This window comes from Cyclobacterium sp. L-R (assembly GCF_056859355.1).
Genome location: NZ_JBSXOH010000086.1, coordinates 1 through 16481, shown reverse-complemented (window position 1 = coordinate 16481; position 16481 = coordinate 1). Strand labels below are relative to the sequence as shown.

Sequence of the window (16481 nt, the reverse complement as noted above, 5' to 3'; positions counted from 1 at the left end):
AAATATTATTTTTAATAATTCATTAAAATAATAACAAACTTATGACTTCTTCTTACAAACAACATTTTAACTAAAAACTCATTATTTAGAAGATGAAGCATCAACCACCCTAATTCTCCTTATAAGCGGAATACATAATAAGCTAATTATTATGGCAATATACCCTATGTACTCAAAGTTTAGTAGTTTTCCATCCGTGTTTTCAACCAGTATCATCCCTCCAAAAAAGGATGCAAGCCCAGCGCTTAATTGTTGCACTGCAGAATTAAAACTTAGGAAACTACCCCGATTTTCGGACTTAGCTGTGCCGGTAATCAAGGCAGCAGCAGGCACCATCCGTCCATTTGAGGTGACAAACAAGAGGGTTGATACCGCCAATGCCAACAAAATAGGAGTAGGCCCCAAATGGGTTATTATGGCAATTGGAACTACATTTAAGCTCATAAATATGGTAAAAATTTTAACCTTGCCATATTTATCTGTAAGCCGGCCGACCCAGGGTGATGTAAAAACAGTGAAAAACCCTCCTGCCATATAGATATAAGTCAATTGAAGTTCAGAAAAACCAACATTGGCCACCATGAATGGGCTTAAAAATGGGATAATCATAAACTGCCCAAGCATCATGAGTATTGTTAGGAAGATGGCCCTCATCTGATTTGAATTGCTGGTAACCCGTCTAATCACTTGTTGTGGACTGGGCTTGGCTTTTCCTTCAATTTGCGGAACCTTTATGGAAGGTACAAATCTATAAATCAAGAATAAAATCACCAATGCCAGAAAAGCAAGAAAGAAAAAAGGAGCATGCCAATTGGAAATACTGGCTATAAAAAGACTGAATGGCACACCTACCACAGAGGCTACAGAAAAGGCTGCCATTACCAAACCCATTGCCCGACCTCTTCTACTATCCGGTATGGCATCACCAATAATTGCAAAGATCAAGGCCGAAGTCAAACCACCAAAAAGCCCAGATAAGATTCTTGAAAACAATAAAAAAAGATAATTTGGTGATAAAGCACAAGCCAAGGTCCCTACTAGAAAGCCAAGAAAAACCCACATTAAAATGCTCCTTCGATCGTATTTATCCAAAATAAAAGCGCCAAAAAAACTACTAACACCTGCGCTAAAAGTATAGGAAGACACCAAGAGCCCAAATTCCTGAGGAGAAATTTCAAAAATACGCATCAGTTGAGGACCTAGTGGCATCAAAATCATAAAATCTACGATATGCGTAAAATTGATGGCCGCTAATGTCCAAAGCAATAATTTCTCCTTTTGCATTCTTTTGAAATTTATCCCTTTAAAACCCATATAAGGCATCGAAAGTTCTTAACCTGTATTTTTAAAAATAAAGCTACCAATGAAGAAACCTTGACATCTCCATTCCTCAAAAAGTCAAAACCGAATATTCAACGATATACCTCAATAATCAATATCAGATAGATCTTCAGGTATTATTGGTATACATTTCATTATAATAATAAATATACCGAACAAAGTTAGCCCCCTTGCGTTTAAATACTTAATCTTCCCGAATCAGGTGTACCATTAATTAGCACAAAACACCAAACCAATAAGTTGTAGATAAAAGCTGTTTGGGTGACTACTTTATAAGAAATTCAATTTTTAACATTGTCATAGATAGCTTGTTCTTGATTTAAAACGGTTTAAGATTCCATCAATCCAATAAATCTACCTACCTTTACAAACTTTATTAAGTCCCAATTTGCAATTGCTTTTATAGTGAATGTTGAAATAACAGGAGAATAAGACAAGTTGGAGGACCAAAAAAAGGAATCCCCCAAATATGAAGTCGGAGCTGGTCCTCATTTTCGGCTTTAGTTTTTATTTCAAACATTAAAAAAACAACTATTGTAAAAATGGGCAAAACCGGCCTTATGGGCCAATTATTTATTTGCACTCTAAGAAATTATTAAAGAGGGGTGCAAAATACCGGCACCAAAGGCCATTATAAAAAGTTAAGCATGACATTCGAAAAATTAGAACTTATATCCCCTATCCTGAAAGCACTTCAGGAAAGAAACTACAAGGAACCCACTGCCATACAAGAGCAGGCAATTCCAAAAATCCTCGCAAAAAGAGATATTTTAGGAAGTGCGCAAACAGGTACTGGTAAAACAGCAGCCTTTGCTCTTCCTATCATCCAACTGCTCCATACGGAAAAAAACAATGACAAAGGAAGATTAGCCATCAAGTCACTCATCGTCACTCCAACAAGAGAATTGGCCATTCAGATTGATGAAAATCTTGAATTTTACGGAAAATACACAAAATTAAAGCATGCTGTTATTTTTGGCGGTGTGAAACAAGGCGCTCAAGTCAATGAAATCAGAAGGGGTGTTGATATTTTAGTAGCTACTCCCGGCAGATTACTTGACCTTATTAACCAAGGTTTTATAAAACTGGATCACATCAAGATATTTGTTCTTGATGAAGCGGACCGCATGCTGGACATGGGCTTTATCAATGACATCAAAAAACTTTTGAAGTTATTGCCAAAGAAAAGACAATCCTTGTTTTTTTCCGCAACCATGCCGGACAATATCGTTTCATTGGCTGACAATATCCTTACAGATCCTGTCAAAATTGAAGTAAACCCTGTTTCTTCTGCCGCTGATACGGTAAAACAGAAAGTCTATTATACCAATAAGGACGCTAAAAAGGACTTGCTTTTCCATATATTGGAAAACAAGGATATCGATCAAGTATTGCTTTTCTCCCGAACCAAACATGGTGCGGACAAGATCACGCGAAACTTAAAAAGCAAAAACATCAATGCCGCAGCCATACATGGTAATAAAGCGCAAAATCATCGACAAAAAGTCTTGAGTCAATTCAAGGAAGGCACCATTCGTGTACTTGTTGCTACTGATATTGCGGCCCGAGGTATAGACATCGACAAGCTACAGTACGTGATCAATTATGATGTGCCCGAAGATCCTGAGACCTATGTTCACCGAATCGGTAGATCAGGAAGAGCTGGAGAATCTGGAACTGCCATCTCTCTTTGCGAACCAGAAGAAAACGGGTATGTTCGCTTGATAGAAAGACTTATCAACCAAAAAATCACTGAGGTAGACAACAATCCTTTTCCTCAAACTGAGAAGCCAATGTCAGCAGTGGAACGAAAAGAATTTAACAAGGAGAAACAGCGTAAAAAGCAGGCATTTTTCAAAAATAGAAAAAAGTCTAGATAAAGATAGCCTTGATTTTAATCCGGATTAGGTAATAGGATCTCCACGCCCTGCCAATAGTCAGGGGTTAAGCCTGTCTCGTATTTACGAAAATTGTTCTAATCTCCAAACAGCAAGGAAGTGGCTGAATCTGAAGCGATTTCTGCACGTAATAGAATACATATTTCGGGTTTAATACCAATACCATTGTCTTCACTTAGACAATGGTATTGTTTTTTTATCTTAACAACTTAAATAGTTAAGCAGTTGTCTTCTTAAAGTGAGCTAAAACCAGATTGTCAAGTCTTAAAAAATGCCTCTGGCTTACCATCAAAGCTAAATTGTCCATTTTCCAAAACCAATACCCTCTGAGCCATACGGGTAATTTCAGAAGCATCGTGACTCACCAACAAAGTGGTCAACCCATATTCATGGTGAAATTTAACGATGTATTCTTGCAGGCTTCTCCTCATCTCCATATCCAATGCTGAGAGCGGTTCATCCAAAAGTAGAATTTTAGGCTTCCTTACCATTGCCCTAGCAAGGGCTACACGCTGCTTTTGGCCACCTGAAAGTTTCATGGGGAATTGCCCTGCCATCTTTTCCATGCCTATACTGACCAATAATTCATCCACAAAACCCTTGTCCTGACCTTTATCCAAAGCGAAAACAAGGTTTTCGTAAACCGTCATGTTGGGAAAAATAGAATACTCCTGAAAGATCATGCCTATGTTTCGCTTTTCAGGTCTCAAAAACAGCTTCTTTTCAGTAGATATCCAAGTTTCCTCTCCAACCCTTAATTCCCCTTCATCAGGACGCATCAAGCCTGCAATCATTCGCAACACACTAGACTTACCAGCACCAGAAGGCCCATACAAGCCAACCAATTCACCAGGCTGGATTTGGCAGGATATAGCTAGTGCTATTTTTCCTTCTGCCCCGGAAAGGGATTTTTTAAGCGATAGCTCAATCATAAGAGAGCATGCTGTTTTTGCGATGATTGATCAAATAGGTGAGCAATAAGACGGTGAAAGAAAAGGCGATCAAGAGTAAACTGTATTGATTGGCCATGGCATAATTCATTCCCTCCACCTCATTGTAAATGGCAACAGAGATCACTCTGGTTTCCTCAGGGATATTTCCTCCCACCATCAATACAACTCCAAATTCTCCAATAGTGTGGGCAAAAGTGAGCACCCCAGCAGTGATCAAGGCATTCTTCATATTGGGTAATAAAATCCGGAATAGCGTAGCCCAAGAACTTTTACCCATGGTCTTAGCTGCATCCAGCCAGGCATTAGGTATTCCTGAAAAGCCCGACCGCAAAGGTTGAACCATAAAAGGAAGGCTGTAAATCACCGAGGCCAACACCAGACCATGAAAGGTAAATACCAAGCGAAGATCAAAATACTGGTCAAGGAATTTACCAATTTGGTTTTCGGGACTAAATGCCAACAAAAGATAAAAACCCAACACGGTGGGAGGCAATACCAATGGCATGCTTACCAAGGCCTCCACCACATATTTAATGCGATATTTGCTATAGGCAAGCCAGTAAGCAAGTGGTATTCCTACCAAGAAAAGGAGGAAAGTAGTCAAAGTCGCCAGCTTTAGGGTCAATATAAAGGGTGCAAAATCCATCATTTCACTTTTTGGGTAAAGCCATAAGCCTTAAATATTTTTGCTGCACTTTCAGACTTCAAGAACTCAAAAAAGGAAGTGGCATCGGCATTTCCTTTACCAAATTCGGTAATCATTGCTCCCTGAAGCAGGGGCTCATGGCTGTTTTCAGGTAAAAGAAAATACCTTTTACCATACTTTTTCATGCTTGGTGAAAGGGCCAATGACAAAGCAACAATGCCAATATCCGCTGCTCCAGTAGATAAGAATTGAGCCGTTTGAGAAATGTTTTCGCCCATCACCAATTTAGACTTGACCGCATCATAATGACCATAAAACTGAAGGCTCTCTTTTGCACGCATTCCGTAAGGTGCATGATCCGGATTGGCAATGGCTATTTTTTTAACATTTAAACTCCCAAGACCTTCCATAGTTGACGCATTACAGTCCATTTTTCTGCTCCATAGCACCAACCTGCCTTCTCCATAAACATGGAGATCAGATCCGTTCATTCTTTTAGCGATAAGCATTTTGGGATAGGCAACATCAGCAGACATAAAAAGGTGAAAAGGAGCCTTGTTGGAAAGCTGCTCGAAGAGTTTACCCGAAGACCCATATATGGGCACTATTTCTTTTCCCGTAGCCTCAGTGTAAACCTCAATGATTTCATCCAAGGCAAATTTCAAGTCAGAGGCCGCTGCTACTCTTATAGCTCCCTGCGCATTTACAGGGTAAATACCAGGTAAAAAACACAGGACAAAGGAAGCAAGAAGAAGGCAAACACTTTTCATTTTATAATGGTCTGGGATTAATCCCTAATGTTATAGCTTGGTTAGTTCGATATTATTTTAAAGATATACCGAATGCCTTTCTTTTCCAATCCGACCTAATCATTTCCTAATAATTCAATAAATGTCAGAAAATTGACCGGTAACTAATATCAGAAAAATAGGTTCAAACTAGCACTCTTTTACCATTACACTTTGTCTGATTAATATTGACTTGCAGCTTTTATTAGTTTCCTTTTAATACGGTTTCTTAAAACTTTAGGCTTCAATACCTCTATCGAATCCCCAAACCCCAGAATTAACCTATCAAACTCCAAATTCAGATGAACCCTCAAATGAATGATTACACTTCCATTGGCCAACCGATCGATTACTTTTTGAGAATGATGAAATGGTTTGGTGATCACATAGGGAGCATTGTTTTTATCAATTTTAAGTTCCACTTCTTGAATTTGATCATCATTTAACACGGTTACACCGATTGTATCTTTATAATATGCATCTCCATCAAAGTCTTCATCTAGGTAAGGAATAGCAAGGTTTTTGTCAATGGACAAAATTCTATCCATAGCTAAGGTTAAGATGGGTTCCTTTGCATTTTTCCGCCCTACCACAAACCAACGATTATTAAACTGCTTTAAAATAAATGGGTGGAAAGTAAAGGTAGAAGAATCCCGGGCTTTAAAGGATTGGTAAGTAATCCATAAACAAACCTTTTTCAATATAGCCTGATACAAGACATCTATGTTTTTGAGGCCTTTTAAGTTCTCATTTTTATCCAAATGAATGATGGAAGTCTGATGCGTTTTCTCGGAATAGACCTTGTCTTCTAAACGCTGTATGATTCCGTCTAGCTCCGAAAACAATGAGAAATCCTTAAATTGTTTGAGCATCTCCACTGTTTCAGAAAGTATGCCCATATCATTTTCTGTTAATGGTATATTTGTTATAGAATAGTTTTCATCTTCATATCGATAGTATTTTTTATCGTAGACGACTATGGGCGCATTGTATCCAAGTTTATCGCTTCGCATTAACTGTAAATCTAATTGAATGCATCTTTTACTTACATTGAAATCTCTCCCTTCGTATTCATTCAGTGCATCCGAACATGCCTCAATAAGATTTTCAAGTGTCCACCTACGGTACTTGTTCTGCAAGCATTTGTCAATGGTCTTGTACCGAATAAGGGCATTTTTATTTTGTGCCATTCTACTAAAGTATTTATTTTTTTTAAACTACGCAAAATGATTGCGCAGTTTAAAAAAACCTTTGTTAGGTAATAAAAAAACAAATCATGTCGGATAGAATTAACATCAACGGAAACACCCTAATTAAACTAGGGTTTAAGCCAAAGAAATGGTTTAGTACTGCGATTGATCATATCAATGAAACCCAAATGTCTGAAAAAGACATGATGATATATCTTGAGCAATTCAAGGCTGAACCAATGATCAAATTACATACTGAGGTCATTCCATTTGCGATCAACATCAAAGCTGAAAATGAACTGGAAGAGAGAAATATCCAAACAGTGATTGAATCGATGAAGGCTGTAATGAAAACACCAACGGTGGTAGCCGGATCAATAATGCCTGATGCTTGTCCTACAGGAGCCATTGGAACAATCCCTGTGGGAGCTGTAGTTGTCACAAAAAATGCTATCCATCCAGGCATGCACAGTGCGGATATCTGTTGTTCAGTAATGTTGACCGATTTTGGAGAAGTTGATCCCAAGGAGTTAATGGATGCCGCTCATGCGTCCACTCATTTCGGAGGAGGTGGTAGGGAGAGAAATGAGCAATACAGATTTCCTGAATCTATGTTAAAAGCCTTTGAAGGAAATAAGTTACTGAATGACAAGCACCTAATTCAAGTTGCGAAAAAACACCTGGGCACCCAAGGTGATGGGAATCACTTTCTATTTATCGGGAAATCAAAAAAGACAGGAAATACCATGATGGTAACACATCATGGTTCAAGAGGTGTTGGAGCTAAATTATATGGTAAAGCCATGAAAATAGCTGAAAGGTTTAGAAATGAAATTTCAAAAGAGACCTTGATACAAAATGCTTGGATTCCATTCGAGACAGAGGATGGTCAGGAATACTGGAATGCACTGCAAATAATTAGAGAATGGACAAAACAAAACCACATTTGTATCCACGATGCAACCGCTCAAAAGGTGGGTGCAACAATAAAAAACAGGTATTGGAATGAACATAACTTTGTATTTAAAGAAGGTGACTTGTTCTATCACGCCAAAGGCGCAACCCCATTGGATGATAAGTTTATGCCAGACATTACAGGGCCAAGGTTGATCCCTTTGAACATGGCTGAACCTGTATTAATCGTTGAAGGGACATCTGCTGAAAATAATTTAGGTTTTGCACCACACGGAGCTGGAAGGAATTTAAGCAGGACAGCACATAAAAGAAACAAAGGAGACACCCCTATTTCAGCGATTTTTGCTGAAGAAACCAAGGGACTAGATGTTCGTTTTTTCTCCAATGAAATTGACATTTCAGAATTGCCCTCAGCCTATAAAAACGCAGAGAGTGTAAGATCTCAAATGGTTGAGTATGGATTGGGAACAGTGATTGATGAAGTGATTCCATATGGTTCAATTATGGCCGGGAATTGGAACAAGAACGCCCCTTGGAAAGTAAAGGCAAGAATAAAACGTGCTGGAAATGGAAAATAATCACCTTTTTATGCTCAAAGTCTGAAGAAGACGATTCAGCCTTAGTAATCAAAGCACAGGCATCTCTTTAGGGAGATGCCTGTTTTTTCTCAAGTTTGTCTTCCATAGGGAGCTAGTCATTAATCACCGCATTCATCTTTTCCCACATTTCATCATGAAAAACTATGGGAACCAAGGCATCATTAGGGGCTTCACCCATTCTTATTACTACTAGATTTTGACTTGGTACAATTTCAACAAACTGACCATTTTTACCCATTCCTGCAAATAAATCCTCAGGGGCATGGCTAGACAACTCTATATTAAAGGTTGTTTCTGTACCAGGAAACTGAATCTTACTTTTACCATTCAACCACCACAAATAACCATAAGATGGATTGAGAGTTTGTGAACTATTCACCATTTGCTCGTAGTAATCCGAAGCATAGACTGCCTCATTGTCCTTCCAGATTCCCTTGTTCAATGTCAACAAACCGAATCTTGCCATGTCCCTGGCTGTGCTCCAATACACATTGTTATATCCAAGAGGGATCCAGCGACCATCCATTCCTGTGATGGATTCAATTTTCTGATCGGTATAACTGTTGTAATCTATCCCTGTGGCATTACTCACTACTTGTTCTAGCCAAGTATACGGAGCATTGTGATAGTACCATTGTGTGCCAGCATCAGCCCTATACTCCAAACAGGAAGGCTCTGTACAGTCTAAATCCGACACCTGGTAATCTAACCCAGTAGTCATGCTTAGCTGGTGCTTGATGCTTATTAAATCCTCCTTGTCTGAATTTAAGGAACTCCAGCCGGCACCTAAATAATCCGATGTTTTATCACTGATATTCATATGCCCCTCTTTTTCTGCCACACCCACAAGCGAGGCGGTCAATGCTTTCCCTGCTGAAGCCCAATACCACAAACTGTTTGCCTCAAAAGCCCCAGTATTTAGAATATTGTTTCCCCAATATTTTTCTATGGCAATTTTACCATCCTTTAGGACAATAAATGCCCTGGTTTTATTGTCTTCCAGGTAGGTGTATAAATTTTCTAAGGCATTTTCATTCCAATTCAAAGAATTAAAATCAATGGATTCCCAATTATTTCCATTGTTAGGGGGGAAATACAATTCTTCTTCTGCCGCCTTGTCATCAGGAATCATCTCTGTGTTATCGCATGACAGGCAGGCAAGAATTCCAATTAAAAATAGAAAGGTATTCTTCATCATTAATAAGTATTTCTGTTTTTTAAACACGATACAATTCTAAAACTGCTTTCAAGTCCATATCCGGAGTAATTTCGTAAAAATAATTCAATTGCCATTTCTGGGTCTGTTTAGCTTGTTGGTTAGCGGCCTCTTCCCAACATGGATATACCCTAAAGGCCCTTTTACCTTCTTTTCTGCTGGTTGTAAGCACTCCTTTATTTATCAATATACTTTTCGGAAATACAAATTGACCAAACCTACTTTCATCTCTTATGTTCACGATGAAAAAGTCAATATTATCCCTTTCATTAAATGGCTCAATTGGCCCATTTTCAAAACGTTTCCAAAAAGTCACAAATTGCCCTTGCTTTTTGGGTGTTATTTTTGCCTTTCTGCTTATTACCTGACACCCGTTTAATTTGAATTGACAAGCCGCGTACTCCTGACTTTCAGGCTCCATTTTAAAGTCAGCTATTTCAAGGCCACATTTATTGTAAACCTCTTTTTCTATATAGGCTATAGTATTGTCCATTTCAATTTTATAGGTATTTCAGATTTTAAATTTGTATAAATACATTTGCTCCGGCATTTCTTCATTAGACCTATAAAAACCATTTTTCTCCAAGACCCTAATTGATCCCTGGTTCTGTTTTTCAACTCCCCCAGCAATTGACCCAATTAACTTTGTCTGTCTGGCCCATTCCACCAATTCATTGATTAACTCAGTCCCAATTCCCTTGCCCCACACTTCCTCGCGAAATAAATAGCCAAGTCTTAATTCCCCCAAATCTTTGGAATCTATTACAGTGTATAAAAATAAAAAGCCAATGATTTCAGTTGTTTCAGAAAGTACAATATCATAAAAACCCCCTTCACTTTTGCGTTGTTGTATCCAATCTTCCGTTTTCTCAATGCTGCCTATATTTTGCCAACCATCAGGAACGGCCTTGGTGACTTTGGGCGTCAAAATCTCCAATACACTGTGGATTCGGGATAGCTCAAATTCTGAGGCAGATACAATATGATTCCAATGGAAGACTGAAACCCGATTGCTTGTGAACAAACAATTTTGATTTAACCCGGATTATGCAATAGGATTCGTAATAGCCTGTCCCGTGTTACGGGAAGTGTTGCAATCGCAAGAAAATCAGGCTGTTTGGATATTTTAGCATAGCACCGCTATGGTGAAATTGAAAACAGCAACGAAGTGGTTGATTTTAAAGCGATTTCAGCACGTAATAGAATGTCTATTGCATATTTCGGGTTTAATATTTGGGTTAAGGATTTGGTCATTCAGGACTTAAGGTCATAGGAAAAACTATAGTAGATGCAGCAATTTCAGCAGGTAATAGATTGTCTATTGCATATTTTGGGTTTAATCACTTATTAAAACGTCTTTGATCTTATTGAGTTTACCGTCAATATGCTTTGGTATGGGTAGGCCTAAAATCTCACACATTAATGGGTAAATATGAATATTTTCTAATGACGGAATACTGTATCCATTTTTTTTAAAAGCAGGGCCATTTGCATAAAATATACCATGCATTTCTTTGTTGCTGGCATCATAACCATGAACACCTATGCACTTGACCTCCCTTTTTATAAATGATTCTTTACGCGCTTTTGGCAAAAAATAATAGCCATAATCTGCTACCAATTGGACGGATCCCCAATTTTCATTCTTGGGTTTATATTCAAAACCTGGTGTGTTTTCAGTTTTATAAACTTTAAAATGAGCTTCTTTTGGCTTTAAATACGCTATCACTTCTTCTATATCAACCCCTTCATTAGGATGGATATTTACAATAGTGCCATTGTCTAGGTATGAGTATAAACTGTCGTTTATAATGGTTTCTGTGGGAATAATTTTAGAGGTAGATAGATCTGACATACCATGATCAGAAACAAGCAGAATATTTACAGGAAGACCAGTAGCTTCAACTCTTTTAAATAAATCTCCCAGGCTTTTATCCAGTTCAAACAGCGCTTCTTTTATTTTCTCTTCATTCCCTGGTCCATAATCATGGCCAGTTTTATCCATGTCACCAAAGTACATCAAGATTAAATGCGGCTTCTTTTCTTCAGGCATTTCCAGCCAATTTATAGCCTGATCAACTCGATCTTCATTTTTAATACTGGGATCAAATGTATGGTAATAGGTAGGATATACACCTTGGATAGCCGCTTCTGTGCCTACGAAAAAGTAACTGGCAGTAACCATATTGGCTTTATTTGCCTCCAGCCAAATTGGGGAGCCCTTATAAAAGCGCCCGTCCGTAGCCGTTGTTTTATCCTTATAACTAAAATTCACTCCATACTCATAGCTGCTAAAGACATTGCCCAATATACCATGCTTGTCAGGATACATACCTGTAGCAATGGAATAATGATTAGGAAAGGTTTTCGAAGGGAAAGTTGGCAGCAGTGATTCCGCTTTCACTCCCTTATCTACAAAAGCACTCAGGTTTGGAGGCCGGTATTTCTCCACATAATCCCATCGAAAGCCATCCAAAGATATCAATAGTAAATAAGGCTTTTTTTGTGCGCTCTCTGAATTCAAGGTGGTAAGCGATAAGGTTGAACATACCATCTTTTTATTGCAGGAAATGAAGAATACCATCCCCACTAAAAAAATCAATCCTATACCTGTAATTCGTTTTTTCATGTTCTAGTTTACAGTTTGCGTTATTCTTGGGGATAGGTTAAAAAAACCTCTAATGGTGTTACAAATTTATCCCTAAAAGCCAAAAGTCCATGCCTATTTCCCATTAATACACCTAAGGCTAGTAGTACTTTAATGCTTGATGTAAAATGATAAAATTTATTCATTAATTTTTTTAAAAATATAACCAGAAGGACTTTTCGTATAGGCTATTCCCCTCATGGTTTTAAGCAATTGCTCCCTGCTTGGCAAAGCGCCCTGCTTAGGTATGAGGTAATCTTCCAGGTTTTTCTCTGAAATGCTGAATTTGTTATCCGCATATCTTCTATAGACGGCGACCAATTCAAAGTCAGGGTCCAATGAAGCCATTGAGGCATCTCCATGGGAATTGTTACAAACCAACAGGCCACCTTTTTTCAGATAAGCCTTTACTGCCTGCCCTACAAATCCAGCATATTGGGAAATTACAAGATCAAACTCTTTGCCTAGTTCCTCAAATGGAGTATTGTAGTCTTGCTGGTAAAAACGAAAAACCGGCGGTGCTGTATACTTTCTATTTTGCTCGATAAAAGCAGCCGTCTCTTTATCCTTAAAAAATTTGTCTGTACCCTTAAAAGAATCCGCGTAGATCACCTCCCGAAAAATCAACGAAGGGGTAATGTGAACATGGGAACCTGGGTAGAAAACCTTTTTAATGGTGTACTTTTTATCAAGCGCTTCGAAAAGGCCAATGGAAGTATGTTCCTTATCTACATGGTGTTTTTTATAAAGCTTGGGTAGCGGCATAGTACTAGAAACTTATAATGAGCTACCTGTATCAAATCGAATAGCCCATTGTTTTCACTACTAATCTATAGGCTTTTTCGCGGTTTAAAAAGTCTTGCCTACTAATCATAAAAATAAGAGAGAGGAACTGTCGCAACAAGAACAGCCTGACTCCAACCGAAGGTGATTCTCTCTAATCCTTTAAAGCTTAAAATAATTTTCTATGTTAAATAGAATGTGAGATTTAATCAACCTAAAAACCCCAGAAGGGGTGATTTTTTTTTAGCCAAGGGCTTTTAGCCCCTGCTTAGGTTCCTGAACGTAAAATGATTTTGGCGGTATTGTTGCTTATTTTCTGCACCAATACTGACAAAATCATTACCTATCGCTACTTGTTAATGTATGAAAATTATGCAATTGCCAACATTTCGGTCAACACTTTCTTAAACACATCAATAGGCTGCGCACCTGTTACCGCACTTTTCCTATCAAATACAATTGTTGGCACCGATCTAACACCTATATTTTGCCAATAGGCCTCTTTATCCCTTACTTCTTTGCGTGCTTCCTGATCCTCTAATTTAGCCAAGGCCTCTTCAGCATTTAAACCAACATCCAATAAAGCTTTCTTTAAAACCGCTCTATCGGACACATCCTTCCGCTCACTAAAAAAGGCTTTGGTAAGTCGCATTTTTAGCTCTGTTTGCTTGCCGAATTCTCTGGCATACTCCAATAAAACATGCGCTTCAAAAGTATTCGACATGCGCATGCCTTCAAAATAATCGAAGGTAAACCCTAATTCCTCTCCTGCATCTGTCATGGTTTCCTGAGACTCCTTCTGCTGCTCCATTGTGCTCCCATATTTTTCAGCAATATGCTCATAAAGATCCTGTCCTTCGGCAGGCATATTAGGATTTAATTCAAAGGGTTGCCATTCCAGATCTATTTTGTCCTCTATTCCTAGTTCAGATATGGCTTTTTCTAAACGTTTATAGCCTATGGTACACCATGGGCACACCACATCTGATACGATATCTATTTTTAATTTGTCTTTCATTACCTTACTGTTTTAGGTTCTTCCTTGCCTTTTTGGTTCGATTAAAGTTTCTCGCTATTAATCGCCTTTTTCATCAACATCCCATTCATTGCGCCAAAACTTTTGATAGAAAAAAGTCTTTTGGCCATCATCACCATCATTTTATTCATCCTACCTGGAATGATCGTTCCCTTCTTTCCAATACTATTCAAGGAAATCTGAGCAACTTCAGAAGGATCCATGCTTGACATTGGGACTTTTGACCAGTCCACACCATTGTCTGCCGTCATATTGGTTTCTGTTAAACCGGGAGCCAAGACGCTTATGTCAACATTATTGGCTTTGAGTTCAGAATACAAAGAAAGCCCTAACTGATGCACATAGGCTTTTGTAGCCGAATAGTTACTGAAATAAGGGGTCGCCATCAAACCTGCCATACTAGAAACCAAAAGTATGCCCCCTTTTTTAGCGGCTGACATTTTCTTAGCAAAATGATTGGTTAACAAATAGGTAGAGGTAATGTTTAATTTGATCATTGACAGCTCCTTTTCAGGAGAAATCTTGATAAAACTCCCATTGTTTTCCATACCAGCACTATGAATAAGCATTCCTATATCCTGTTTGTCAATCTCTTTAAGAAAATTAACTGTTGCCTCTTCATCAGATATATTCACAGAAAATGCTTGTGCCTTTACCTGATATTTCGCCCAAATTTCCTGAGCTAAGGCGGTTAACTTATCCTTACTCCTGGCAACCAAAATAGGAGCGATGCCTTGTTTTGCTAATTCTATAGCGAATGCTTTACCAATCCCTGAAGAACCTCCAGTTATCAAAGCCTGCTTACCATATTTTGATTTTAAATCTTGCATAATTTCCGGGAGTTAACTTCAACCTTTAGTGTTTTTAACCAAAGGCCCTTAAAGATTAACGTTGATTAATTAAATGGCTTCTGCATTCTCTTTTTCCCAAGCAAATTTTTGGAAAGGGGCATCCACTGGTGTATTGGCAATATGGTTGGTATAGTTACTAATTACCTTTTGAGACAATCCCAAAATGATTTCTAATACTTGTCTTTCTCCATAACCTACAGCATAAAATGCCTTCAAATCCTCAGGACTTACATGGCCACGGTTTCGAACGATAGTAAGGGTTAATTTCCTTAAGGCTTCTAATTTTGGATTTTCCAAAGGTGTTTCGTTACGCAATGCTTCTGTTATGGCATCATCCACCTTCATCATTTTGGCAATACCTGTATGGGCTGGTACACAATAATGACAGGCATGCTCCACATTAATCGTCTGCCATACCACAGTTAGTTCATCCTTATCGAATGAAGAGGAATCCATAAACAATTTGTGTAAAGTTTGATAAGCTTCAAGTAGGCCTGGAGCTCCAGCCAATACCCCATGCAGCCCAGGTATCATTCCGTTTGCTTTAAGTGAATTTTCTAATAGTGCTTTGCTACCTTCTGGTGCAGTTTCTAAGTTGTGAATTTTTAAAGTTGTCATCGTGTAATTATTAATAGTTTATAAATTTCTAAACGTTTGTTTAGTTATAGGCCAAAAAAAGGTCAAATATTACTAAAGGTCATTTCTATATAGTCTTCTATTTCCTTTTCACTGTTAACTCTAGTGGCGGCAGCCAAACCGTGTTTTGCAACCACTAAAAAGTTAGCTTGCTTTAGCACTGTCTCCTCATCCTTAGAAGGGTCCATTCTTAATTTTTCAATAAACAATTCTTTCAAATTGTCCATAAATAGATCCACCTGGGATTTTATCAAAGGGTCTTCACTTTCTGAAAACTCATTGTAGGTATTGGTCAACAAGCAACCTTTTACATTGTCCGGCTGATATCCTACTGCTACAGAATCATAAAAAAACTGTTTGATGTCTTCAACACCATTCTGGGATGCCTTAAACTTCTCAAACATGTCACTTACTTTTTCTTTGTAACATTTTAAGCTTTCAATAAAAACGCCATGCTTGCTTCCAAAACTAGAATAAATAGAAAACTTATTGATGCCCATCTCTTTCTCAAGCATTTGCATAGAGGTACTCTCATAGCCGTTGCGCCAAAACAAACGCATCGCTTTTTCAATAACCTCTTCTTCTTTATATTCCTTTTTTCTTGCCATTGTTTTTTACTACACTACAAAGCTAACCATTCGTTTAGATATAAAAAACTTTTGCAGTTTTTTTTTAACCCGGATTATGTAATAGAATTTCTCCGTCCTGACAATGTCAGGGGTGAAGCCTGTCCCGTGATTACGGGAAGTGTTGCAATCGCAAGAAAATCAGCCTGTTTGAATATTTTAGCATAGCACCGCTATGCTGAAATTGAAAACAGCAACGAAGTGGCTGATTTTATAGCGATTTCAGCACGTAATAGAATGTCTATTGCATATATCGGGTTAAAGTTTTAGCTGAGTTGGGCCGGCTATTGAGCCATCCGTAATTTTTATGTATTTTGTTTATCATTATAAGCGTTTGTTGATGAGTAATATACCAA

General features: G+C 38.2%; 16 protein-coding genes. 2 read left to right on the top strand and 14 right to left on the bottom strand.

What is annotated here, in order from left to right; translation table 11 throughout:
* Nucleotides 1-81 precede the first annotated feature (81 nt).
* Nucleotides 82-1284, bottom strand: a complete 1203-nt coding sequence (locus tag AC13EX_RS17210) for an MFS transporter (RefSeq protein ID WP_482893655.1) — start codon at nt 1282-1284, stop codon at nt 82-84.
* Between the two features lie 704 nt (nt 1285-1988).
* On the opposite strand from AC13EX_RS17210, the gene AC13EX_RS17205 reads away from it, so the two are divergent.
* Nucleotides 1989-3221, top strand: coding sequence for a DEAD/DEAH box helicase (locus AC13EX_RS17205; RefSeq protein ID WP_482893654.1), 1233 nt, complete (start codon nt 1989-1991; stop codon nt 3219-3221).
* 275 nt (nt 3222-3496) lie between these two features.
* Here AC13EX_RS17205 and AC13EX_RS17200 read toward each other — a convergent pair whose 3' ends face one another.
* The 4 genes from AC13EX_RS17200 to AC13EX_RS17185 form a co-directional block, all read right to left on the bottom strand.
* A complete protein-coding gene (locus tag AC13EX_RS17200) occupies nt 3497-4171 on the bottom strand; it encodes an ABC transporter ATP-binding protein (RefSeq protein ID WP_048641279.1) in 675 nt (224 codons plus the stop codon).
* On the bottom strand, nt 4164-4838 hold the full coding sequence (gene modB, locus AC13EX_RS17195; RefSeq protein WP_048644403.1) for a molybdate ABC transporter permease subunit: 675 nt from the start codon (nt 4836-4838) through the stop codon (nt 4164-4166). Before modB ends, AC13EX_RS17200 begins: the two co-directional genes overlap by 8 nt.
* Complete coding sequence (gene modA, locus AC13EX_RS17190; RefSeq protein ID WP_482893653.1) at nt 4838-5608, bottom strand: molybdate ABC transporter substrate-binding protein; 771 nt, start codon at nt 5606-5608, stop codon at nt 4838-4840. Before modA ends, modB begins: the two co-directional genes overlap by 1 nt.
* A gap of 200 nt (nt 5609-5808) precedes the next feature.
* Entirely contained in the window at nt 5809-6816 is a 1008-nt protein-coding gene (locus tag AC13EX_RS17185; RefSeq protein WP_048641281.1) for a helix-turn-helix transcriptional regulator, read from the bottom strand.
* Nucleotides 6817-6902: 86 nt separating this feature from the next.
* Here AC13EX_RS17185 and AC13EX_RS17180 point away from each other — a divergent pair, with 86 nt between their 5' ends.
* Nucleotides 6903-8309 (top strand): RtcB family protein, encoded by a 1407-nt coding sequence (locus AC13EX_RS17180; RefSeq protein WP_482893652.1) that lies wholly within the window; start codon nt 6903-6905, stop codon nt 8307-8309.
* Between the two features lie 112 nt (nt 8310-8421).
* Here the strand turns inward: AC13EX_RS17180 and AC13EX_RS17175 are convergent, their stop codons facing one another.
* The 9 genes from AC13EX_RS17175 to AC13EX_RS17135 all read right to left on the bottom strand — a co-directional run bounded on the left by AC13EX_RS17175 (nt 8422) and on the right by AC13EX_RS17135 (nt 16107).
* Nucleotides 8422-9528, bottom strand: a complete 1107-nt coding sequence (locus tag AC13EX_RS17175) for a serine hydrolase domain-containing protein (protein WP_482893651.1) — start codon at nt 9526-9528, stop codon at nt 8422-8424.
* Nucleotides 9529-9547: 19 nt separating this feature from the next.
* The gene (locus AC13EX_RS17170) at nt 9548-10039 is read right to left on the bottom strand and encodes a MepB family protein (protein ID WP_048641282.1); all 492 of its coding nucleotides are present in this window, start codon (nt 10037-10039) and stop codon (nt 9548-9550) included.
* Nucleotides 10040-10057: 18 nt separating this feature from the next.
* Complete coding sequence (locus AC13EX_RS17165; protein ID WP_482893650.1) at nt 10058-10570, bottom strand: GNAT family N-acetyltransferase; 513 nt, start codon at nt 10568-10570, stop codon at nt 10058-10060.
* 312 nt (nt 10571-10882) lie between these two features.
* Nucleotides 10883-12175 carry an alkaline phosphatase family protein gene (locus AC13EX_RS17160; protein WP_048641284.1) on the bottom strand — a complete coding sequence of 431 codons (1293 nt, stop codon included), beginning with the start codon at nt 12173-12175 and terminating at the stop codon, nt 10883-10885.
* Between the two features lie 156 nt (nt 12176-12331).
* Complete coding sequence (locus AC13EX_RS17155; protein WP_048641285.1) at nt 12332-12958, bottom strand: hypothetical protein; 627 nt, start codon at nt 12956-12958, stop codon at nt 12332-12334.
* 388 nt (nt 12959-13346) lie between these two features.
* Complete coding sequence (locus AC13EX_RS17150) at nt 13347-13994, bottom strand: DsbA family oxidoreductase (RefSeq protein ID WP_048641286.1); 648 nt, start codon at nt 13992-13994, stop codon at nt 13347-13349.
* Nucleotides 13995-14035: 41 nt separating this feature from the next.
* On the bottom strand, nt 14036-14842 hold the full coding sequence (locus AC13EX_RS17145) for an SDR family NAD(P)-dependent oxidoreductase (protein WP_048641287.1): 807 nt from the start codon (nt 14840-14842) through the stop codon (nt 14036-14038).
* A gap of 69 nt (nt 14843-14911) precedes the next feature.
* On the bottom strand, nt 14912-15481 hold the full coding sequence (locus tag AC13EX_RS17140; protein ID WP_048641288.1) for a carboxymuconolactone decarboxylase family protein: 570 nt from the start codon (nt 15479-15481) through the stop codon (nt 14912-14914).
* A 62-nt stretch (nt 15482-15543) separates the two neighbouring features.
* Nucleotides 15544-16107 (bottom strand): TetR/AcrR family transcriptional regulator, encoded by a 564-nt coding sequence (locus tag AC13EX_RS17135; protein WP_048641289.1) that lies wholly within the window; start codon nt 16105-16107, stop codon nt 15544-15546.
* Nucleotides 16108-16481 lie beyond the last annotated feature (374 nt).